The following is a 20841-nucleotide window of genomic DNA, read 5'->3' as shown; positions in this document are numbered from 1 at the left end:
CTGCCGGATCAGGGCGTGCCGGGCAGTCATGCGTGCCGGCTCTTGCCGGCGATCATGTCAACGAGGGTGTCGGTGAGGTCTTCGGCGGAGACGCCGCCCCACTTGGGGTCGGCGAGCTGGCCGCTGGCCTCCAGACCGGCGATCCCGTTCGCGCTGCTGATGAGCAGGGCTGCGTATCGGCGGGCGTCCGGCTCGCCGACCAGGTCGGCGACGACGGCCAGGAACTCGGTCTGGCTTCGCTGGGCGGCACGGGCGAGTGCCGCGGGGTCGCCGGGTGGGTTGCTGAACATGAGCTTGTAGAGGTGCGGCTGAGAGCGGCCGATGTCGATGAGCGCGATGAGGCCATCGCGCATTTTCTCGGCGGCCGACAGGCCCGGATCCGCGCGAAGGGCTTGCATGCGGTCTCCGAGTCTGTCCCAGGCTTGGGTCCCGACGGCGATCAGCAGGCTCTCCTTGTCGGGGAAGTGCCGGTAGGGCGCCCCGCGAGTCACTCCGGCGCGTGCTCCCACCGCGCGCAACGTCACGGCGTCGAGGCCACCGGAATCAAGCAGGTCAGCGGCTGCGTCGAGGAGGGCGCGGCGCGTGGCGGCGGCTGATTCGGCGCGGCTGGTCATGCGGACGATCCTAGCGTCCATGTGATGACTAAGTCACTTGGTCCAGTTGACAGCGTCATCTGAGTGCCCCACACTCGGGAAGATGACAACGTCATCTGGAATACAAGGACTCGTGGTCGTGACCGGAGCGTCAACCGGCATGGGCGCGGCCACCGCGCGGGAACTGGCCCGCCGCGGCTTCGCCGTCCTCGCCGGCGTGCGGCGCGACAGCGACGGTGAGCCCCTGCGCGCCCCGGGCGTCGAGCCGGTGATCCTCGACATCACCGACCCCGACCACATCGCCGCGCTCGCCGCACACGTCGAGCGGAACCCGCGGCCGCTGCGGGCGGTGGTCAACAACGCCGGCATCCCCGGCGCCGGCCCGGTCGAAGTGACGCCGCTCAGCGAATGGCGGCGCGTCTTCGAGGTGAATGTCTTCGGCCACGTCGCCGTCACCCAGGCCCTGCTTCCCGCACTGGTACGCAGCAAGGGCCGCGTCGTCAACATCACCTCGATGCTCGGCAAGCTCTCCATGGCCGGCTACGGACCGTACGCCAGCAGCAAGTTCGCGATGGAAGCAATGAGTGACGCGCTGCGCAACGAGCTGGCCCCGCACGGCGTGCGGGTGGTGGTGGTCGAGCCGGGCGGCGTCAAGACCGAGATGGCCGGCCACGGAACCACCGGCTTGGGCGAGCTCGGTGCCCGGATGACGCCGGAGCAGAACGGGCGCTACGGCGATCTGATGCAGGCGCTGCCCTCCCACATCGCCGCGTTCACCAAGGCCGGTGTGACCGCGGACGTCGCAGCGAAGACGATCGCCAAGGCGGTGACCGACCGCAGGCCCCGCACCCGGTACGCCATCGGCGCCACGGCCACCTTCCTCATCGGCGCCTCCCGTTTCCTGCCCAACCGGATGCTCGACCGGATGACGACCTCCGACCTGCGCAAGCACTACCCGGCCGGAACCCGTGGCCGTACGACCTTGGCACATACCGCCTGACCGACACCCCTGTCTGAGAAGAATCGAGAGGACGACAATGTCGACCACCAGCACCGCCCGCAATCTCATCAACGGCGAGTGGAGTGACACCGGCTCGGTCCACGAGTCGATCGACCCTTCCACCGGTGAGGTCGTCGGAGCCTACGTTTCCGCGGGCCGCGCCGAGGCGCAGGCCGCGATCGCTGCCGCTCGCTCCACCTTCGACACCACCGGCTGGTCGCGCGATCCGTCCCTGCGATCGCGGGCACTGAACGAACTGGCCGACCGGCTCGCCGAACGGGTGCCCGCCATCGCCCGGATGCTGGCTCAGGAGAACGGCAAACTGCTCGCCCAGACGACCTGGGAGCTGCTGACCGCGGTCGAATGGCTGCGCTACAGCGCCGCTTCCGCGCTCGTCCAGATCGCCGGGCGCGCCGCCGAGCCCACGCCGGGGTCCTACTACCACTCGGTCCCCGAGGCGGCAGGCGTCGCGGGCATCATCGTCCCGTGGAACTCCCCGGTGGTCCTGCTGGTCCGCGCGCTGGGCCCGGCCATCGGAGCCGGCTGCACCACCGTGGCCAAGATGCCCGGCCAGACCGCGCTGACCAACGCGTTGTTCGCCGAGGCCGTCGCCGCCACGACGTCGCTTCCCGCCGGTGTCGTCAACATCCTCACCGAGTCCGGTAACGAGGTGGCGCCGATGCTGGTCGCCTCACCCGACATCGACGTGATCAGCTACACCGGCAGCACGCACGTCGGGCGCGCCATCGCGGCCGCGGCCGCCCCCACGCTCAAGCGGCTCGGACTCGAGCTGGGCGGCAAGACCCCGCTGATCGTCTTCGACGACGCCGACCTGGACAGCGTGGTCCCCACGCTCGTGATGAGCAGCATCCTGATGAACGGCGAGTTCTGCTGCACCGGCTCCCGGATCCTCGCCCAGCGCGGCATTGCCGACGAACTACGCACCCGGCTCGCGGCAGCACTGGAAGGGGTCAAGGTCGGCCCCGCACTCGACCCCACCAGTCACATGGGCCCGCTGATCGACAAGGCCGGCGTCGCCAGGGTCGACCGCATCGTCGAGGACGCCGCCGACTACGCCAAGGTCATCGTCCGGGGCGGCCCGGTCACCGACCCCGACCTGACCGGTGGCGCGTTCTTCCGGCCCGCCCTGATCGAAGTCGACCGGGTCGACGTCCCCATCGTCCAGCAGGAAGTGTTCGGTCCGGTCCAGACCTTCGAAGTCTTCGACGACGAGACCGACGCGATCCGGCGAGCGAACGCCACCGAGTTCGGCTTGGCCGCCTCCGTGTTCACCCTCGACGACCGGCGGGCCCGCCGCGTCGCACGCGACCTGCGCTTCGGCGGCATCTGGTTCAACACCTGGGGCACGATGTCCGAACACTTCGAGCAGGGCGGCATGAAGCAGAGCGGCTACGGCATGCTGTGCGGGCCGTCCGCCATGAGCGAGTTCCAGCACCTCAAGACCTACGGCAGCATGGCCTCACACCCGGCCTGAGAGCCCGGCCCAGCGCCGACCCCGGGCCGGCGCTGGGCCCGCCACGCCACACCGCGCCGCGGTGCGGTGTCCAGGGCACACACCACCGCTTCAGTCCTGCCCGTTCTCCTGCGAGGGCTTACGAGCCCGGCGAGCCCTACCGAACCAGGCCGGGACGTCGCGCTCGTCGTCAAAGCCCCGCGCGACCACGATGTCGGTGGGGCGGTGCCGGCAAGACGACCTCGCTGGCCGAGCCGTCGCGTAGGCTTCCCATGGCGTTGAACATCTGTTTAGTATGCTGTTCATGCGTTCAGACAGTGATTTGACCGGGCGGGCCCGGATCCGGGATGCGGCGCTGGAGTTGTTCGGCGCCGAGGGGGTCAACCGGGTGAGTGTGCGGGCCATCGCGGCCCGCGCTGGTGTGTCGGCGGCGTTGGTGCTGCATCACTTCGGTTCGAAGGAGGGGTTGCGCAAGGCGTGTGACGCGTACGTGGTCGAGCTGGTGCGCGGTGGTCCCGAGGCGGATCTGGACGACGTCAGCGGGCTGGCCGCGATGCTGGAGGCGGGTTCGGCGGTGCGGCTCTATCTGGGGCGCGCGTTCCTGGACGGTACGCCGGAGGCGGCGGCGTTGTTCGACGAGATCGTCGAGGCGACGGAACGCTGGCTGGAGGAGGGCGTGCGGGCGGGCTGGGTGCATCCGAGCGATGATCCGCGAGCTCGCGCCGCCGTCTATGTGACGTGGCTGCTGGCGCCGCTGGCGTTCGGTGAGCACCTGTCGCGGGTGCTGCCGTCGGGCGGCCTGTCGGAGACGGATCGGACGCTGCGTTCCTCCCGCGCCGGGATCGAGATCTTCACCCGCGGCCTGTTCGCCGATGATCGGGTCCTGGACGCGTGGGACGCGGTCCGCAAGGAACGGGGTTCGCGGTGAGAGTGCTCATCCTGACCCACGGCACGCGCGGTGACGTCCAGCCGTACGTCGCCCTGGCGCTGGCCCTGCATCGGGCCGGGCACCAGCCGGTCCTGGCCGCGCCGGTGGCGATGGCGTCGCTGGCCGAGCCGTACGGGCTGCCGTTCGCGCCGCTGCACGACGGGCCGAACACGCTCATCGACGACCCCGAGATCCGCGAGGCCATCGAGACCAACTACCGGGGGCTGCGCGGCAAGCGGGTCGCGCTGCAGGTCATGCGGCGCAGTAAGCCGCTCATGGCGCGGGTGCTCGACGACATGGCCGGCGCGGCGGAGGGCGGCGCCGACCTGGTGGTGCACGCGCCGGGCATGCCGGGCCAGCACTTCGCCGAATGGCTCGGCGTGCCGGCGGTCCCGGCGGCGTTACAGCCGGTGTGGGTACCGACCGGCGCGTTCCGCAACCCGATGCTTCCGCTGCCTGTGCCCAGAGCGCTGAACCGGGCCTCCTACCTGCCGATCAAGCTGATGCTCCGCTCGTTCGGCGGCATCGCCGACAAGCTGCGCGCCGGACGGCTGGGGCTGCCACGCCGCCGTGGGCGGCACGACATCCTGCGCCGCCCGGACGGCGGGCCGGCCACGGTGCTGCAGGCGTTCAGCGCTCACCTGCTGCCCGCCGGGCTCGACTATCCGGCGTGGGTGCACACCACCGGCTTCTGGTACCTGCCCGCCGCCTCCGGCTGGTCGCCGCCGCCGGAGCTGGCCGCCTTCCTGGCCGGCGGAGATCCGCCGGTGTACGTGGGCTTCGGCAGCATGGCGGGCACCGATCCAGCCCGGGTCGGCCGCGTCGTCGCCGAAGCCGTACGGCTGGCCGGGGTGCGGGCCGTGCTGACGTCCGGCTGGGGCGGGATGAGGACCGGCGACCTGCCGGACACGGTGTTCTCGCTGGAGCAAGCCCCGCACGACTGGCTGTTCCCGAGGATGGCGGCCATCGTCCACCACGGCGGCAGCGGCACCACAGGAGCCGCGCTGGCCGCCGGCAAGCCACAGGTCGTCTGCCCGTTCGTGGCCGACCAGCCGTTCTGGGCCGCCCGCGCGCACGCCGCCGGCGTGGCCCCCGAGCCGCAACCGCAGCGCCGCCTCACCGCGCACGGGCTGGCCGCCGCCATCCGCCGGGCTGTCACCGACCGGACCATGGCCCGTGCCGCCGCCGAGACCGGCGAGCGGATCCGCACCGAGGGCGGCGTCCATCGCGCGGTCAAGTTGGTGGAAGAGCTGTCGTGAGCATCGTCGGATACGTCCTGGCACGTCAGGCGAAGTCGCCACCTGCTGAGACCCGCACCGTCACGGTGGACAAGGACCTGCCCATCGCCATGCCGGACGGCGCGGTGCTGCCGGCCGATCACTACGCGCCCCACGGATCGGCGACCGGCGAGAAGATGTCGGCCACGCCGTCGGAGTTGAAGTCCGGCGTGGCCGATCCACTCATCGCGGCTCAGCGCGGCTCAGCGCGGGTTCTTCGCGTGGGTGAGGGTCTCCCAGGCCAGGAAGCGCGAGGCGCCGACCGGGCGCTTCTGCTTCGTCCACTTCTCGGCATGGGGCATGTCGTATCCGAAACGCTGGTGCAGCGCGTTGTAGCCGACTTCGAGGTTCGGTCCGAGGCCGGGGGTGACCGTTCCGCCGCACAGCCACGGTGGCACCGTCGCGCCCAGTTGCAGGCGAGCGTGGAACTCCATGGCGAATCGCAGCCGGTGCTTGGCCGTGGCGTACAGGTCCACGCCCTGGTGGCGGGCCGTCTCTGCGACGTGGGAGATGGCCGCGAGCCCCCATCCGGTGTGCCCGAAGTCACGGCAGGTCTCCTGGGCCAGGCCGTTCACGAACTTGGTCTGCCCGTGCCAGTAGTCGATGATCTCGGCTTTGGTGTTGTGCTTGCTGTTCGGTGGCGCTTTGGGCAGCGAGCCGTCCGTCGCGAGGTAGATGTAGGCGGGCAGCCTGCCGCGCCAGGTCGTGACCGCTCGGTTGAAGGAGGCGCGGTCGTCCAGGTGCACGGCGATGCCGATGGCGGCATCGGTCATGATCAATTCCCAGTTGCCTTGATGGTTGGGCATACCGGCGATCAAGGTCGGCAGGTACACGGTGCGCAGCTTGCCGGCGAACCGGCCGGCCCGGGTCCAGCCGGTGTAGGTGTGCTTGATGAGCTCGGCGGCGCGGGAGAAGTTGGCGCCCGCGAAGCCGGTCTGTAGCGGCGCGTTGCTCCCGGTGTGTTCGGTGATCACGGCTGACCAGGCGTCCATGATCTGGATCGCCTTCTTGGCGTAGCGGGAGTCCTTGGTGAGGTACCACCGCAGGGCGTGGGTGTAGGCCGCATTGGCGTCCTCACGCTCGTCCGAGCAGCCGTGGTCGGGCTTCCCCCACATTCCGCACTCCACGACGGCGCGGGGCTTGGCCGTGTAGGACAGCGAGGCATAGGAACTGCGTTGCAGGGCCTTCCAGGCAGACTTCCACGGTTCGTTGCCGAGGTTGGCTCTGACGAAGTCGAGCTGAGCGCGGCTGACCAGGACGCCGGGATGCTTGAACGCGGCCGCCTGCGCGGGCTGCGGGGCGGACAAGGCGGCGGCCACGAGCATGGTGACGGCGAGAGGGCGAGCGAGACGCACGGATTTCCTTCCAGGCGCGGACGCCCATTCAGCCAGCCGCCGACTCAGCTGTCAACGTTCTCGCGCCGTGGACATCGGCCGCCGGCTGGTCACGCGGATCGCATGATCACGAATGATGGCTGTGGTGCCGGGGGGACTGTCATGGCCAGGACTCCGCTAGCGACGCCCGCTCAGAGGTCGTTTCCGCGGACCGGCCAGTCCGCTCGGGTCAGGCGACGACGCGGGTGTGCTGGACGGCAGCGGGCCCAGCGACGTACGGGCCGATCGCCGCGCGCCAATGAGCGTACTGCTCGGTGTCGCGGTAACGCTCGTGGGCCGCGATATCAGTCCATTCCACGAGAAGTACGAACTTTGTTGGGGTCTCGACCCCCTGGGTGAGGCGTGCCGAGAGCATTCCCTCGGCTGGCCCGAACGCCTCACTGGCCGCGGCGTGCGCTTCCGCGAATTCCTTCTCGCTGCCTGGCTTTACGCTCATCTCGGCGATTTCGAGGATCATGGTCATCGCTCCAAATTCTGGGAGGCTATGGCGTTCCGGGAGCCTCGACGAGCGTCGTGGCGACGGTCTCGGCATCCCGGATCGACTGGTCGTCCGGAACCTTGCACCAGTGAGTGTCATTGGGTGACATCACTGGGATCGTAAGTCGCTCTACTTGCCACAGCGCTCCCGCCTGACGTGGAGGGCGTGGGGCGGTGACGCACGGTCCGCCGGGTGGGTGGGAGGAGTCACTAGGGCCGGTGCAGAAGTCGTCCCCGCCGTCGAAGACGGCGACGATGGCGCGGCCGGTGGTGATCTTGAGGCTGAGCAAGCGGGTGTCGCAGAGAGCCGGGGCCGCGTGAACCTTGCCTTGAGTGCTAATTCCGGGTGATGCGGCGGCGCTCGATCAGATAGCCGGCGAGGACGAACCCGAGGCTGGGCAGGGTGGTCATGAGCTGCGGCCAGGTGTCGCTACCGGGCGGGTCGACGCTGGCTGTTCCCGGATAGAACGCGACGGACAGTTGGGTGACGCCGTACATGCTCGCAATGATGGCGGCAGTTGCCAGCGACGCGCGCGTCTGGTCTGGTTTCCACAGGTAATAGAGGACCGCCAACGACAGCGCGACGCCCATGCTCATGGTCTGCGCGTTATGGAACTTCGCGTGCGGTGGCCACGCCGGATTGTAAATGTGCGACTCGTTCCAGTCGGCGATGTACGCGCCGACTGCGGTTCCCACCGCGGACAAGGAGATGAGCACCTTCCCCAACGGGAACTTCCTGCGGTTGCGATCTGACACCTTATTCTCCCTCGGGTGAATGTCCGACCCAGGTTCGCGCCCGATGGGCGGTCTCCGCCTGGTCCGGCAGCTGCTTCTCTTCGGCATCTCGAAGTGCTGCGAATTCAGTTATGTTCGTGTCCCCGTGAAGGATTCCCACCGCCATGAATGTCGGTGACGTGGCCTTGTCCTTTTGATTCGGGATTTCGAACGATGCGATGGTCAGTCGGTCGTGATGACGAGCTTGCCGCCCGTGGGTGCGCGGTGCCGTTCCAGCTCGGTGAGCGCCGCGATCGCCTCGCCGAGCGGCACGGAGCGGGCAACCGGAATCCGCAGTAGACCCTCTCCGGCAGCCCGCACGACCGCATCGAGGTCCGCGACATTGGCTTTGCCCATCAGCACTCGGTACGGTCCCGGTAGCGCGCTGCGAAGGAACCTCGCCGGCGTGGGATTGATGTCGATGATGCGGCCACCGGGCTTGAGCAACGCTTTCGCCCTTCCGATCGGCAGCGTGCCGGCGGTGTCGAAGACGACGTCGAATCGCCGCGGGTGTTTCCTGGTATCGACGTCGAATCCGACGACCGGGTCGATACCCAGCTCCCGTGCCTCATGCATGGCGGTGTCGCGGCAGCTGCCCGCCACGGACGCGCCGTGCGCCAGGGCGATCTGCGCGGCGGATCGGCCGACTCCGCCGAGGCAGCCGTGGATGAACACGGCGCGCCCGGCGCATAGCTCGCCGATGCCGACCATGGCCTGGAAGGCGGTGAGCCCGACGACGGGCAGCACGGCGGCTTCCTCCCAGGAGAGACTCGCCGGCTTCGACGCGACCGCGTTCTCCTCGGCGACGACCATCTCGGCGAACGCCCCCGCCGCCTTCAGGCCCGTCCCGCCGAGCACCTCGTCGCCAACGCCGAGCCGGGTGACGCCGGCGCCGACCGCCGCCACGACGCCCGCGAAGTCGTGCCCCACGCCGCGCGGGAACTTCCGGCCGGTCATGACCTTCATCTCCCCGCTGCGGATCTTCCAGTCCATCGGGTTCGCGGCCGCCGCCTTCACGCGGACCAGCACCTGACCGGGGCCGGGCGGCGCCGGCGCGAAATCCTCCAGCCGCAGCACCTCCGGCCCGCCGTACCGGTGGTACTGGATGCGTTTCGTCGTCATGGCGAACACCCCTCAGTGATGTCATCTGATGACATCACTGTAGCATGGCGATGTCACCTGATGACATCACTACGAGGTTCGGCACAGGGCAGCACTAAACTCGGCGTATGGGACGTTGGGAGCCGGGAGTCAGTGGTCGACTGCAGGAGGCCGCGCTGGCCCTGTATCTCGAACGGGGCTTCGAGCAGACCATGGTGGCCGACATCGCCGACCGGGCCGGCGTGACCGCCCGTACCTTCTTCCGCCACTTCGCCGACAAGCGCGAGGTCCTCTTCGATGCCGCGGCCGAGCTGGAGGAGAAGGCACTGGCCGCGCTGGAGGCCGCGCCCGCCACGGCGACAGCGCTGGATCTCGTCGCTGCGGCGCTCGACGCCATGGCCGACATCATCGGACACGACCGTGGCCTCGCCCGGCAGAGGCACACGGTGATCAGGGCCAACGCCGAGCTCCGGGAACGCGAATTGATCAAACTCGAACAGATGTCGGCCGCGGTCGCCGACGGGCTACGACGGCGCGGCATCGGCGACACGGAGGCCAGCCTGGCAGCCGAGACCGGCTCCGCGGTGTACCGCGTGGCCTTCCAACGATGGGTGGACGCCGCCGACGAACTCGACCTCCGCGACACCATCCACCGGTCGTTCGCCCAACTGCGCACCTTGACCGCTACGCACTGACCCCGTGCTGGTGCGCTCGCTACACCACGATGACCGGCGGCGACGGAAGGCGTGGTGGAGATGTCGAAGCCGTACGCGCCAGCCCGGGCGAACACAGCACGTCGCGCACCCGCAGCCGGTCCAGGCGCTGACCCGCCCGTCAGGGTGGGCGATCGTGGTTGCTTGGTTTGAGACCCTTGCCCGCTGTTGCGATGAGATCTCCGACCATGTTTCAAGCTGGGACAAGGCCGACTCGCGTCGCCGACGCGGACGGCGCTGCGTCGGCGATGCCGTCAAGCCGGGAGGGGCGGGTCGACCGAGTTCTGGTTGACGGTCGTGCGCAGAGAGTGCAACGCGTCCGGCAGAAGATCGCGCAAGGTCCGGGTCTCGCCCGGTCGCGTCCAATTCCGGAATGCCGCCTGCTGCGCGAGCATGGCGGCACCGGCGGCGAGGAACGCGGTTTCAGGATCGCCGCACCGCGCGTACAGCACGGCTGCGATGGCGTCGGTGAGCGCGGCGTTCTTGCTGAGTTCGCGCTCCTGCAACTCCGGGTTGGCGGCAATAACAGCGTAACGGCGCGTCACCACAGCACGGCGATTCTCGAACATCTTGTCGGCAACGACTTCCAGCGCGCGCACGACAGCGTCGAGCGGTGGCAAGGTGTCGCCGCCGGCCGCGATCTCGCGGATGATCTCCTGCTGAAGCTCTGAGCTCAACCCGAACAGCACCTCGCGCTTGTCGGCGAAGTGGTTGAAGAACGTTCGCTGGGTGAGCCCCGCCCGCTGGACGATCTCGGCGACCGTCGTGCGCTCGAACCCCTGTTCGTCGAAGAGCTCCAACGCGGCGGTCTGCAGGCGCTCGACTGCGTCCGGTTTCCATCGCGGCATGCCATGAGTCTAGCGACTGCACAATGTGCAGTCGCCAGTGCTACGGTAGTGATTGCACAAGATGCAATCACATCAGGAGGCTTCCTCATGGTTGAGGTATCGATCGTCGGCCCCGGCGAGGGCGAACTCATCGCCAGCGGTCCGTCGCAGATCCGGATCCTCGAAGACGGCAGTAACACCGATCACCGCTTGGGAATCGGTGAAGTCGTCATTCCCCCGCACACTCCCGGTCCTCCGCAGCACCGCCACGCACAGCACGACGAAGGCTTCTATGTACTCTCGGGCAACGTGCGGTTCACCATAGGGCTGGACAACCATGACGTGGGTGCCGGCACGTGGGTCACGGTCCCGCCGGGCGCACCGCACACCTTCGCCAACATGGGCGACGACCCGGCGGTCATGCTGACCACCTTCACGCCGGATCTGTACGTGCAGTACTTCCGCGACCTCAAGGCCATGGTCGAGTCCGGGCAGCCCATGACACGCGAAACCATGGCGCCGATCTGGAAGAACTACGCCACCGAACCATCCACCGAATTCGCACCGTAACCTCCTGCCAGCACCGCCCCCGCTGCGGAGGAGGTCGCCGTAGTACTCGGGAAAACCGGGCGGATATGGCTGAGTGGACTCCTGACCCGGGAGATCCGGCAGGAGGTTGCTGCTGCCCGGTCTTCCTCGCCGACCGGCGGCCCGCCCTATGCACCTGGCCCGCTGATCGCAACGAGTTCTGTGTGTTGAAGCCTCGGGAGATCTACCGGGACACCGGGCCGGTGGCTGGGGTGGTGGTCGACTGCGCGGAATCGCGAGTCATCGTCGCCGCGCAGGCGATCCGGGCTGCTCGACCCACCCAGTACGGCAGTCCGCGCGTCTATCTGCTCGCGGGTCTACTGAAGTGCGGGTTCTGCGCGCGCCGTCTGGATTCGCGTTGGGTGAACGAACAGCCCGGATATCGGTGCCGTCACGGTTACACCAGCGCCAGGCCTCGCGAGGCGTCCGGCCCGAAGTTCCTATATGTGCGTGAGGATCGGCTGCTGGCAGCGCTATTAGCGCATGTCGGCGGCAGAGGACAGGAGGAGCCGGCGGAGATCGTCTCTGCATTACGAGCCAATGGCCTGATCATCATCTGCCACGCGGCGACCCGTGTCGTAACTGAGCTCAACACAGAAGAGCCCGCCCCTCGGGACGAGCTCTTCATAGGGTAATCCTGTGTCCGAGGCGAGCCCCACCGGCCGCACATGGCCCAGCGCCATCCCCAGTCCCATGCACCGCATCCGCGTAGCTTGAGGCGGTTTTATGCCCAACGCCAAACCAAGAATTCGGCCGTCGAGGACAGCGATCCGGCCTCTCGTGTTTCTTCCGTTCGCCGATGCGGCGGAGACCGCTGTACGTGCCTGCAAATCCTGCGGCCGCGTGCGCCCGGTCTCTCCTCGAAGGGGCAGCCGCTTTCTCCTGCGAAACCGGTGACATGATCGGCGACTGGGATTCGTTCAAGCGCAGCGGGATGCCCACCGCCGAAACGATCCAGAAGTTCGCCGAATCCTTCGGGCGGCGACTCGCGAGAGTCCAGTTCGGGAGCCGTCTCGATGAGTCAGCGGAAACCAAGCCGCCGATTCAGAGCACTAACTAGTGAGGCGCAGTCAGATCGTCTACAGGAACAAGATCAAGCGGATCAGGCCCTCCCACTGATCGTCCGTGAGCGGGACGGCTGCGTCTCATGGGACTTCGCCTGTGGCGCCGCCCGGACGATGCGGGTCGCCCATGAACACACCCTGGCGGCGCGCCGGCCTGCCTGGTCGCCTACGACGTCCACCGCGCCCAGGTGGTCGGGCACCACTCGCCCAGGACCGACCGACATGTGAGGTCGTAATGGAACCTGTGCGTCAGGACCGATCTGATGGCCGCAACCCATCGAAGATGATCGTCAGGACGCGGGTAAGGAGTTTCCGGTCGGAGCCCGCGTGTTCGGCCGCCCGGGACACGCCGATCATCATGGTGACCACCTCCGGCACCCGTACGTCGGCCCGCACCGCCCCGGCTCGTTGCGCGTTGGTCAGCAGCGTGTCGATGGCGGCGTGAAGCCGGCCCACGACTTGAGGATGTGTGCGTCCGACCGCTGTCACATCGACCCCCACGGCGGCCAGGGTGTCGGCAAAGGCGTACTTCGTGACCGACAACTCAGTCAGGTGGGTGAAGAACGTGAAGAACGCCGCAGCCGGATCGTCCGCTGTGGACAACGTCTCGGCCTCGTCGACGAGCCGTTGCACACGCTCGGCGAACACCGCCTGGACGAGATCCTCCTTGGTGGGGAAGTGCCGGAAAACTGTGCCGATGGCGACACCGGCCCGCCGGGCGACCTCCTCCGTGGACGCGGACGGCCCGCTCTCGGCGAAGACCTCCTCCGCCGCCAAGAGGACCCGGGCCCGGTTGCGCCGGGCGTCGGCGCGCAGCGGTCTGTTCTCGTCCTGGGCCATGCGGCACCTCTCTTGACAAGTCGAGTGATCACTCATATTTTGAAGTCGAGTTATGACTCATTTTATCCCGCTGTGGAAGGACATCCGGCATGACCACGATCGTGATGACCGGTGCCACGTCCGGCATCGGCGAGATCGCCGCGCGGAAGATGGCGACCGTACCGGGGAACCGGTTGATCCTCGGGGCGCGGGGCCGTGCGCCGAGAGGCCTGAACGCGTACCGGCTCGACCTGGCCAGCCTGGACAGCGTGCGGTCCTTCGCGGACGCCGTCGGCGAGCAGGCGCCGGAGATCGACGCCTTGGTGCTCAACGCCGGGCTCAGCCGCACCGACGCGGACGGCCGGACGGCTGACGGCTTCGAGACGACTTTCGCCGTCAACCACCTCGGGCATTATCTGCTGCTGCGTCTGCTGCTCGCGCGACTCACGGACGGCGGCGTTGTGGTGCTGACGACCAGCGGTACGCACAACCCCGCCGAACGGACGCTTCTTCCGCCGCCGCGCCATGCCGACGCGCGGCTGCTCGCCCACCCCGACCAGGATCCGGACCTTGACCGCGAGCCGCGGACCGCCGGCGGGCGTGCCTACGCCTCCTCGAAGCTCTGTACCGTCCTGACCGCTCGGGCCCTCGCCGCCCAACCGGAGGCGCAGGCACGCCGGCTCACCGTGGTCGCGTATGACCCGGGACCGACTCCCGGCACCGGTCTGGTCCGCGAGGCACCGCTTCCCGTTCGGGCCGGCTGGTGGCTGCTCGGCTCACCGCTCCGCCGGATCGTCCCGCGGTTCAACAGCCGAGCCGCGGCCGGCCGCGCCCTGGCCGAACTGGCACTCGGCACCGCCCGCCCACCCGCTGGACACGTCCACGCCGCCCTGCGTCGTGACCGCCTCACCTGGCCCGCCCCATCCGACCTGGCGCTACGCGACGACCTGATGACCAAGCTGTGGCATGACAGTGCGGCACTGGTCGGTCTGCCCACTCATTCACGCTGATAGCGCAGACTTCGCGAAGCCGTATCTAGACGGACCGGGTGATTCCCGTCCGCGACATCGCGCCCAGCCGTGTACGCCTGGGTCCATCCCCGATCCGCCGCACCTGATCGTGATTCCTCCGGCCTCAGCACGCTGATGGCCGCCTACCAGGCACTACGGCCCAGCGGGCGCCGGCTCGCCCATGGGCTATGGGTGCGTGGACGCGCGATGGCCAGCGCATGTCGGCGGCCGAGGACGGGAGGACCCGGCAGAGATCGTCTCTGCATTACGAGCCAATGGCCTGGTCATCGTCTGCCACGGGCGACCCGTGTCGTAACTGAGCTCAACACAAAAGAGCTCGCCCCTCGGGACGAGCTCTTCATGGGGTAAACCTGTGTCCGAGGACTGAGCGCCACTGGAAGCACATGGCCTGCTGATGTTCCTGGCCTGACATGCCGGATTTACGTAGTGTGACCTGTCATCGCCCAGTTGAACAACCGGGGCATGCACAACGAATGTCACGGCCGGGGCTCACGGGACGGCCGCCTGCGAGTGCCGAAGGCGACGGGTTCACACCAGGCGTTCCGGCCGGGCGACGCGAGTCGCGCCTACGCAGCAGTGAGAGCGGATGCGCCGCACGGGGGCAAGAGCGACGGCCAGCAGGTTCACGTTCCTGCTGGCCCTGGCTACGAGCAGGCCCGCTCCGTTATCGCCGCCGTTGGCCGGCTACCGGGAACTCGCCTGGGATGCGCGGCTCGACCTGCCGGAGACCGGCGGGTGCTCCTGCGGCCTGGCCGAGTACCAGCGGATGAGGACGTCCGGTCTCTCGGCAAGCTCACCCAGCCGGTTATCGTTGATGACGTTCTCCATACCGCGTGAGGCTGACGGTCAGGCGCAGGTGTAGCCGGACGGCAGGGCGGTGTCGCCGTTGGGCCTGCTCGCTTGGAAGCCGAAGCTGGTGGTGCCGGCTCCCGGCGCGAGCGTGCCGTTGTGGCTGACGCTTCTGACCGTGACGGTCTGGCCGCTGGTGGTGATGGTGGCGTTCCACGAGCCGGTCAGGGTGTGCCCGGCCGGCAGGGTAAAGGTGACGGTCCAGCTGGTGATCGTCGAGGTGCTGGTGTTGGTGATGGTCAGCGGCTGGATCACATACCCGTTCCCCCACTGGGACTGCACGGTCGGGGTGGCCGAGCAGGCACCGGTCGTACCTCCCTGAGTGGTGATCTGGACGGTGTTGGAGACCGGCGAGACGTTACCAGCGGCATCGCGCGCCCGGACCTGGTAGCGGTAGGTGGTGTCCGGGGACAGGCCCGTGTCGGTGAACGAGGTCGTGGCCGAGGTGTCGACCTGGGTGAACGTGCCGCCCATCGCGCCGGGAGCGCGCAGGATCTCATAGCCGGTCACACCGGTGTCGTCAGTGGAGGCCGTCCAGGTCAGGCTGGTGCCGGTTGTGGTGGTGCCCGAGGCGGTGAGCCCGGCCGGGGCGGTCGGCGGCATGGTGTCGCCTCCGGTGGCGGCCGTGGTGAAGGTGGCCGGCGCGGAGTTGCCCGACAGGTTACCCGCGCCGTCACGCGCCCGTACGTACACCTGGTATTGGGTGTTGGCACTCAGCCCGGTCAGGGTGATCGAGGTGGTGGTGGACTGGCCGAGCTGCGGGTCGGTGGCGCCCTGCTCCCGGTAGATGTTGTAGCCGGCCAAGCCGGAGCCGCCCTGGTCGGTGGACGCGGTCCAGGTCAGCGTGGCACTGGCGGCGGTCACGTTGGACGCGACCGGCGTGCCTGGCGTGGTCGGTGGCGTGGTGTCGGTCGGACTGGTGGTCAAACCGAAGAACTCGATGGCGTAGAGGGCCATACCGCTCTGCGGAAGAGCATGCCCGGCGCCCTGGATGCTGTACGCCTCCACCTGCACGGTGCCGGACGGATTGGCGTACCGGCTGCGGTTCCAGCTTGCCTGCGGGGTGTCGGTGCTGGTCGGGGTCTGGCTCAGCCCGAACACATTGGTCCACTGCTCGATCGACTCTCGCAGCAGCGAGTAGGGCACGAGGGTGTCGTTGGTGCCGTGCCACAGCTGCATGCGCGGGCGGGAGCCGGAATATCCCGGGTACGCCTGGCGGACCGCATCGCCCCACTGCTGGGGTGTTCGGTCCATGCTCCCGCCGGTGCACCTGCTGCTTCCGGGCGGGTAGTCGGAGGCGCCGGCGAAGCAGTTGAAGGGCACACCCATGAAGGAGGCCCCTGCCTTGAACATGTCCGGGTAGACGGCGAGCATGTGCTGGGTCATCATGCCGCCGGACGAGCTTCCAGTGGCGTAGACCCGGTTCGGATCTCCCTGATGGTTCCGCTCGACGTAGTCGATCATCGAGGCGATCGAGACCGGATCGCTGCCGCCGCCGCGCTGCTTGGCCGCGTCCGACCAGGTGTCGAAGCAGTTGCCGAACCCTGCCGACTGGGTGGCGGTCGGGTAGATGACGATGAAGCCATATCGATCCGCCAGCGAGGCGAACTCACTGCCCTGGTAGAAGCCGGGACCGGAGCCGCCGCAGCCATGCATCGCAACCACGATCGCCGGCGAGGCCGGGCGCGAGTCCGGCACATAGACGTGCATCCGCATGTTGCCCGGGTTGTTGCCGAAGCTGGTCACCTCCACCAGGGTGGCGGCGACGGCCGGCGATCCGAGTACAACGGTCATGACGGCAAAGAGCGCCGCGGCGCAGGCACTAGCCAGCACCGTGGTCAATCGTCTCATTCGCACTCCTCCTCTCCATATCCGCGGCGCGCCACGGATCGGTCTGCCGCGTATTGACGTCGGTCGCTGGAAAATAGAAGGGCCACGATCCACCGTCAATGCACGCTTGGCGCGCATGCCCGCCAGTTCACCTGGCAATGAGCCGTTTCCCCTGGTTATCAAGTAACTTGTTATCAAGGTCCTTGATAACGGTGTGAGAAACTTACATTGGAGCCCGTCCTGACGGGGCGCGATATCGTCTCCTGGTGACCGATCCGGGTGTCCCCGCGGCCGCTGCGCCGGACGCACCGCCGCCCCGTGTGAGCTACCTGGTGTTCCGGCTGGAACGCCGCATCCGCGCCTGCCTGGATGAAGCGCTCGCCCGGCACGGCATGACGACCACCGGATACATGGCGCTCAGCGAGCTGCGCCTGCGCGACGCCCCATCCTCGGCCGATCTGGCCCGCATCGCCTTCGTCACTCCGCAGGCGATGAACCTGGTCATCCGCGATCTCGAACAACGCGGCCTGATCCGCCGCGATCCGCATCCCTGCGGCGGCCGCGCTCTGCGCACCCGCCTTACCCCGAAAGGTTTGAGCACCCTCCGGCGATGCGACCGCTCCCTCGACAGCATCGAAGCCGTCATGCTCGCCGAGATCGACGACCCGGACCGCACGACACTCACGGAAGCGCTCACGCTGTGCGCCCGAGCCCTCCACCCGGACACACGCCCCTGACCCCGGTCCTTCGGATGAGGCAAGCAGGATGGCGCGGGCCGAGCGGCCTGCTTCCTGAACGGTACTGCGGAATCGCGCGCCCAGCCGCGGGCGCGTTGAAAGCACGGTGCCTCAGCGCGGCGTATCACCAGGCGTTAGTGGCGAATTCTGATCGCAAAGGCGGGAGAGGAGTCGCCCTTCGTCAGGGCAGGGCGCTGTCCTCGATCCAGCGGGTGTCTTCGATGGTCTCGTCTGGAGCCCGCCCCTCAAGGCGAGCTCTTCATGGGGTAATCCTGTATCCGAGCGAGCACCATCGGCCGCACATGGCCTGCCGACATTTCTATTCCCGTACATCGCATTCATGTGGCCTGACGATGTCCGTGACGGATCAGGTTGGAGACCTTCGCGCAGGTAGTCGCACTGTGCGGCGGCGCCGGGTTCCAAGATCGCGACCAAGTTGAACCCCGCTGACCGTCGCCACCTTCCCCAACCCGTTGGCCGCCGAGTCGTCCCAGCTCAGGAGATCGATCAGCTCACAGCAGATCTGCCCCAGGCAGATCGCGTCACCCCTGGTCCGAATCGCTGCACATGATGGACGCATGAGCGAAGAATCAAAACTTCCGCTGTTGAACGCGCAGGTAAGACGCGAGCTTTATGAGCAGCGTGTTCTCGTTCTCGACGGCCCTCTCGACGATGACAACGGGACGCTGCTGGCCACGCAATTGATGACACTCGCCACCCAGGACGCGTCGACCGACATCGCATTGTGGATCCACTCCCCGGGCGGCTCGGTTCCCTCGATGCTGGCGATTCGCGACGTCATTCGACTCATTCCCTGTGACGTATCGACCCTCGTGTTGGGCATCGCCTACAGCGCCGGGCAATTCCTGCTGTCCTCGGGAGCCCGCGGGAAGCGCCGCGCCCTGCCGCACTCACGCGTCCTGATGCACCAGGGCTCGGCGGGAATCGGCGGCACCGCGGTTGACATCGAACTGCAGGCCAACGACCTTCGGCATACGCGCGACACGGTGCTCGGCCTCATCGCCGAGGACACGGGACAACCCGTCGGGCGCATATTCGAGGATTCCCTGCACGATCGTTGGTACACAGCGCAAGAAGCACTCGACTACGGCTTCATCGATGCGATCGTGCAGAACTTCGGCGAAATCGCGCCCCACCATCGCCCGCGGCCCGGATTCGGCATCACCGAAGGAGTCGGCAAGTGACCTCATATACGATCCCGAACGTAATCGCCCAGAATCCTCGCGGCGAGCGGATCATGGATGTCTACTCGCACCTGCTCACCGAGCGAATCGTTTATCTGGGCACCGCCATTGACGCGGGCGTCGCGAACGCGCTCATCGCGCAGCTGATCTTTCTGGAGTCGGACAACCCCGATGCCGAGATCCAGTTCTATATCAACTGCGAAGGCGGCGACCCGAGCGCGATGCTCGCGATCTACGACACGATGCGTCATATCCGCCCGCGGGTCTCGACCACCTGCGTCGGACAGGCCGTCGCCGTGGGCGCTGTCCTTCTCGCCGCAGGCGCCGAGGGAAAACGTGCCGCTCTCCCACACGCACGGGTGATCTTGCACCAACCGGCCGCTCAAGGGCGCGGAACGATCCCCGATCTCATCTTGCAGGCTGACGAGGTCGTACGTGTCCGGGCGGACATTGAGCGCATCCTGTCACGCCACACCGGCCAGACGATCGAGACCCTACGCGCCGACACCGATCACGATCGCGTGTTCACCGCGACCGCGGCCTTGGAGTACGGGCTCCTCGACCAGATCATCGAGGAGCACTCCTAACCCCGTGGACACCCCGGCAAGCCGCGCTATGCGGCCAGTGCGTACGCCGTCGCCGCCGAGCAGGTAGCGCCTCTCGACACGCTGTGCTGAGCGGGGCGCAGGCTCTCGGCCACGGCAAGGGTCAGATCGACCAGGGTCACATCCAGCGCTCCGGCGACCGCAGCGATCATCTCGCTCGACGGCTCTTTGAGCCCTCGTTCTATCTCGGAGAGATATTGCGGTGAGACTCCGGCGCGACTCGCCGTCTCGCTCAACTTCTCGCCTCGCTCGTGACGAATGCCTCGCAGACACTCACCGAGCACCTGCCTCCACAGCCGCTCGCGAACCGGAGAGAACTCGGGGGCGGTCCGATCGATCGCCGGACGCAGCGGCGGGATGGAGGAGGCCATGCCTACACCATAGGGAGACCTCACGTTCGAGTCCTGTCGGCTTCGCGTAGAGCAGAACCAGTCACTGGCCCCTCCGCCCGCCCTCAGGGCGCCTCCGCCCGCTCACGAGTGGGCGCTGCGGCGGCGACCACTCGGTGACACCGGTCACCCGGCCACGTGACCAGGGCGCACACCGCGCTCTGCAAGGTGAGGCGGGGTCCGGAAGCCGGGTTGCGGTCCTTCCAACGCCAGGCCGGCCACTCGTGTGAGGCGCGGGCATCCTGAACGCCATGTCCGTCGCCGGTACCGACCGCCCCTCCCGCACTCGCCGTACCGACCCCCAGGCCCAGCACCTCGGCGCATCAGGACCCGAGGTGCTCAGCCCGCCGCCGGCTCTTCACCGACGGCGTACTGAGGGCCATGGGCTTACCGTGTATGTCGGAGGGGGAGATGAACCCCCATACGCCTGGCCTGGGGCTATAGGTTCCCCGACTTGAACCCTCAGCGCCAAGACAAAGCAAAAGCGCCAGGTCAGAGACCTGGCGCTTTTATGTGACCGGTGTCCGAGGGGCGAGCGCCACCGGACGCACATGGCCCACCACCATCCCCAGCCCCAGACACCGCATCCACGTAGCCTGATGCGCCATCGCTGTTTCGTCGTGCTCGCCCTGCCGGTCGAACGCGTCTGTACCGGCGAGCCGCTCGGTTGGTCGTGGGCCCCTAAAATCAGGCCCGTAAACAGCTCGCCGACCAGGGTTGCATCCCGGCCCAGGTGACAAGCGCCGCGAAACCGGGTGCGGAGCCTGGTGTGACTCGGCAGCGATGAGCCAAGGTCCGGCGATCAGTGTCGCCCCTGGCAGAGCGGTCAGCCCGCTGGTCACGCCTGCTGGTCGTTCGCTCAGTAGATCATCTCAAGCATGCCAATTTCGCCTGCAAATCCTCGGTATCGCGATGACCCAACTCCTCCATGATGGAGAGTGCTTGAATCCAGGATTCCCTCGTCCCGGTGCTGTCCTGGAGCTCGAGGAGGCTTGTCGCCAAGGTGGTGGAGAATATAGGCCTCACCGTATCGATCGTGAACCTTGAACCGCGCCGGGATCGGTGGAGACTCTATTGGTTGACTCCAGTCGCCGGTTGGGGCTGGTGTTGAGCGTAGTAGACGGCTTCGTGTTCGGCGGGCGGGACGTCACCGATGGCGGTGTGCA

General features: G+C 67.8%; 21 protein-coding genes. 12 read left to right on the top strand and 9 right to left on the bottom strand.

From position 1 onward, the window contains the following. Positions 1-26: 26 nt before the first annotated feature. Entirely contained in the window at positions 27-614 is a 588-nt protein-coding gene (locus ACTMTF_RS40555; RefSeq protein ID WP_397013825.1) for a TetR/AcrR family transcriptional regulator, read from the bottom strand. A 118-nt stretch (positions 615-732) separates the two neighbouring features. Here ACTMTF_RS40555 and ACTMTF_RS40550 point away from each other — a divergent pair, with 118 nt between their 5' ends. From ACTMTF_RS40550 to ACTMTF_RS40535, 4 genes are all read left to right on the top strand, one after another. Next, positions 733-1593: an SDR family oxidoreductase gene (locus ACTMTF_RS40550; protein ID WP_441115426.1), complete on the top strand. Its 861-nt coding sequence runs from the start codon at positions 733-735 to the stop codon at positions 1591-1593. 37 nt (positions 1594-1630) lie between these two features. Beyond that, a complete protein-coding gene (locus ACTMTF_RS40545; RefSeq protein WP_441115425.1) occupies positions 1631-3088 on the top strand; it encodes an aldehyde dehydrogenase family protein in 1458 nt (485 codons plus the stop codon). A gap of 283 nt (positions 3089-3371) precedes the next feature. Beyond that, a complete protein-coding gene (locus ACTMTF_RS40540) occupies positions 3372-3995 on the top strand; it encodes a TetR/AcrR family transcriptional regulator (protein ID WP_441115424.1) in 624 nt (207 codons plus the stop codon). Further along, positions 3992-5254, top strand: a complete 1263-nt coding sequence (locus tag ACTMTF_RS40535; protein WP_441115423.1) for a glycosyltransferase — start codon at positions 3992-3994, stop codon at positions 5252-5254. The genes ACTMTF_RS40540 and ACTMTF_RS40535 overlap by 4 nt, the downstream gene beginning before the upstream one ends. Positions 5255-5475: 221 nt before the next feature. On the opposite strand, the gene ACTMTF_RS40530 is transcribed toward ACTMTF_RS40535, so the two are convergent. From ACTMTF_RS40530 to ACTMTF_RS40515, 4 genes are all read right to left on the bottom strand, one after another. After that, positions 5476-6627, bottom strand: a complete 1152-nt coding sequence (locus tag ACTMTF_RS40530; protein ID WP_441115422.1) for an alginate lyase family protein — start codon at positions 6625-6627, stop codon at positions 5476-5478. Between the two features lie 208 nt (positions 6628-6835). Further along, on the bottom strand, positions 6836-7129 hold the full coding sequence (locus ACTMTF_RS40525) for a putative quinol monooxygenase (protein WP_441115421.1): 294 nt from the start codon (positions 7127-7129) through the stop codon (positions 6836-6838). A 350-nt stretch (positions 7130-7479) separates the two neighbouring features. Next, the gene (locus ACTMTF_RS40520; protein WP_441115420.1) at positions 7480-7899 is read right to left on the bottom strand and encodes a DUF6640 family protein; all 420 of its coding nucleotides are present in this window, start codon (positions 7897-7899) and stop codon (positions 7480-7482) included. 201 nt (positions 7900-8100) lie between these two features. After that, on the bottom strand, positions 8101-9039 hold the full coding sequence (locus tag ACTMTF_RS40515; protein ID WP_441115525.1) for an NADP-dependent oxidoreductase: 939 nt from the start codon (positions 9037-9039) through the stop codon (positions 8101-8103). Between the two features lie 107 nt (positions 9040-9146). Here ACTMTF_RS40515 and ACTMTF_RS40510 point away from each other — a divergent pair, with 107 nt between their 5' ends. Beyond that, positions 9147-9713: a TetR/AcrR family transcriptional regulator gene (locus tag ACTMTF_RS40510; protein ID WP_441115419.1), complete on the top strand. Its 567-nt coding sequence runs from the start codon at positions 9147-9149 to the stop codon at positions 9711-9713. A gap of 272 nt (positions 9714-9985) precedes the next feature. Here the strand turns inward: ACTMTF_RS40510 and ACTMTF_RS40505 are convergent, their stop codons facing one another. Next, positions 9986-10579, bottom strand: a complete 594-nt coding sequence (locus tag ACTMTF_RS40505) for a TetR/AcrR family transcriptional regulator (protein WP_441115418.1) — start codon at positions 10577-10579, stop codon at positions 9986-9988. Positions 10580-10666: 87 nt separating this feature from the next. On the opposite strand from ACTMTF_RS40505, the gene ACTMTF_RS40500 reads away from it, so the two are divergent. The 3 genes from ACTMTF_RS40500 (at position 10667) to ACTMTF_RS40490 (ending at position 12206) form a co-directional block, all read left to right on the top strand. After that, a complete protein-coding gene (locus ACTMTF_RS40500) occupies positions 10667-11128 on the top strand; it encodes a cupin domain-containing protein (RefSeq protein ID WP_441115417.1) in 462 nt (153 codons plus the stop codon). Between the two features lie 182 nt (positions 11129-11310). Next, on the top strand, positions 11311-11781 hold the full coding sequence (locus ACTMTF_RS40495) for a zinc ribbon domain-containing protein (RefSeq protein WP_441115416.1): 471 nt from the start codon (positions 11311-11313) through the stop codon (positions 11779-11781). Positions 11782-12044: 263 nt separating this feature from the next. Further along, positions 12045-12206, top strand: coding sequence for a hypothetical protein (locus tag ACTMTF_RS40490; protein WP_441115415.1), 162 nt, complete (start codon positions 12045-12047; stop codon positions 12204-12206). Positions 12207-12459: 253 nt separating this feature from the next. Here the strand turns inward: ACTMTF_RS40490 and ACTMTF_RS40485 are convergent, their stop codons facing one another. Further along, positions 12460-13050 (bottom strand): TetR/AcrR family transcriptional regulator, encoded by a 591-nt coding sequence (locus ACTMTF_RS40485; protein WP_441115414.1) that lies wholly within the window; start codon positions 13048-13050, stop codon positions 12460-12462. Between the two features lie 89 nt (positions 13051-13139). On the opposite strand from ACTMTF_RS40485, the gene ACTMTF_RS40480 reads away from it, so the two are divergent. Continuing rightward, a complete protein-coding gene (locus ACTMTF_RS40480; RefSeq protein WP_441115413.1) occupies positions 13140-14039 on the top strand; it encodes an SDR family NAD(P)-dependent oxidoreductase in 900 nt (299 codons plus the stop codon). 867 nt (positions 14040-14906) lie between these two features. Here ACTMTF_RS40480 and ACTMTF_RS40475 read toward each other — a convergent pair. Continuing rightward, entirely contained in the window at positions 14907-16760 is a 1854-nt protein-coding gene (locus ACTMTF_RS40475) for an extracellular catalytic domain type 1 short-chain-length polyhydroxyalkanoate depolymerase (protein ID WP_441115412.1), read from the bottom strand. 245 nt (positions 16761-17005) lie between these two features. On the opposite strand from ACTMTF_RS40475, the gene ACTMTF_RS40470 reads away from it, so the two are divergent. The 3 genes from ACTMTF_RS40470 to ACTMTF_RS40460 all read left to right on the top strand — a co-directional run bounded on the left by ACTMTF_RS40470 (position 17006) and on the right by ACTMTF_RS40460 (position 19268). Further along, positions 17006-17476 carry a MarR family winged helix-turn-helix transcriptional regulator gene (locus ACTMTF_RS40470; RefSeq protein ID WP_397013863.1) on the top strand — a complete coding sequence of 157 codons (471 nt, stop codon included), beginning with the start codon at positions 17006-17008 and terminating at the stop codon, positions 17474-17476. A gap of 578 nt (positions 17477-18054) precedes the next feature. After that, positions 18055-18681 (top strand): ClpP family protease, encoded by a 627-nt coding sequence (locus tag ACTMTF_RS40465; protein ID WP_355041006.1) that lies wholly within the window; start codon positions 18055-18057, stop codon positions 18679-18681. After that, positions 18678-19268 carry a ClpP family protease gene (locus ACTMTF_RS40460; RefSeq protein ID WP_091081201.1) on the top strand — a complete coding sequence of 197 codons (591 nt, stop codon included), beginning with the start codon at positions 18678-18680 and terminating at the stop codon, positions 19266-19268. The genes ACTMTF_RS40465 and ACTMTF_RS40460 overlap by 4 nt, the downstream gene beginning before the upstream one ends. A gap of 26 nt (positions 19269-19294) precedes the next feature. On the opposite strand, the gene ACTMTF_RS40455 is transcribed toward ACTMTF_RS40460, so the two are convergent. Further along, a complete protein-coding gene (locus ACTMTF_RS40455; protein ID WP_091081204.1) occupies positions 19295-19657 on the bottom strand; it encodes a helix-turn-helix domain-containing protein in 363 nt (120 codons plus the stop codon). Positions 19658-20841 lie beyond the last annotated feature (1184 nt).

The sequence above is a fragment of the Nonomuraea sp. ZG12 genome, assembly GCF_052068115.1.
Taxonomy (GTDB): domain Bacteria; phylum Actinomycetota; class Actinomycetes; order Streptosporangiales; family Streptosporangiaceae; genus Nonomuraea.
The sequence above is the reverse complement of the archived record's forward strand: the minus strand, read 5'-3'. Positions and strand labels throughout refer to the sequence as shown.

Coding starts and splice junctions, on each gene's coding strand:
- ACTMTF_RS40555 (WP_397013825.1), bottom strand. CDS start 614: ATGACCAGCCGCGCCGAATCAGCCGCCGCCACGCGCCGCGCCCTCCTC.
- ACTMTF_RS40545 (WP_441115425.1), top strand. CDS start 1,631: ATGTCGACCACCAGCACCGCCCGCAATCTCATCAACGGCGAGTGGAGT.
- ACTMTF_RS40540 (WP_441115424.1), top strand. CDS start 3,372: ATGCGTTCAGACAGTGATTTGACCGGGCGGGCCCGGATCCGGGATGCG.
- ACTMTF_RS40525 (WP_441115421.1), bottom strand. CDS start 7,129: ATGACCATGATCCTCGAAATCGCCGAGATGAGCGTAAAGCCAGGCAGC.
- ACTMTF_RS40515 (WP_441115525.1), bottom strand. CDS start 9,039: ATGACGACGAAACGCATCCAGTACCACCGGTACGGCGGGCCGGAGGTG.
- ACTMTF_RS40510 (WP_441115419.1), top strand. CDS start 9,147: ATGGGACGTTGGGAGCCGGGAGTCAGTGGTCGACTGCAGGAGGCCGCG.
- ACTMTF_RS40505 (WP_441115418.1), bottom strand. CDS start 10,579: ATGCCGCGATGGAAACCGGACGCAGTCGAGCGCCTGCAGACCGCCGCG.
- ACTMTF_RS40500 (WP_441115417.1), top strand. CDS start 10,667: ATGGTTGAGGTATCGATCGTCGGCCCCGGCGAGGGCGAACTCATCGCC.
- ACTMTF_RS40490 (WP_441115415.1), top strand. CDS start 12,045: ATGATCGGCGACTGGGATTCGTTCAAGCGCAGCGGGATGCCCACCGCC.
- ACTMTF_RS40485 (WP_441115414.1), bottom strand. CDS start 13,050: ATGGCCCAGGACGAGAACAGACCGCTGCGCGCCGACGCCCGGCGCAAC.
- ACTMTF_RS40480 (WP_441115413.1), top strand. CDS start 13,140: ATGACCACGATCGTGATGACCGGTGCCACGTCCGGCATCGGCGAGATC.
- ACTMTF_RS40475 (WP_441115412.1), bottom strand. CDS start 16,760: ATGAGACGATTGACCACGGTGCTGGCTAGTGCCTGCGCCGCGGCGCTC.
- ACTMTF_RS40465 (WP_355041006.1), top strand. CDS start 18,055: ATGAGCGAAGAATCAAAACTTCCGCTGTTGAACGCGCAGGTAAGACGC.
- ACTMTF_RS40455 (WP_091081204.1), bottom strand. CDS start 19,657: ATGGCCTCCTCCATCCCGCCGCTGCGTCCGGCGATCGATCGGACCGCC.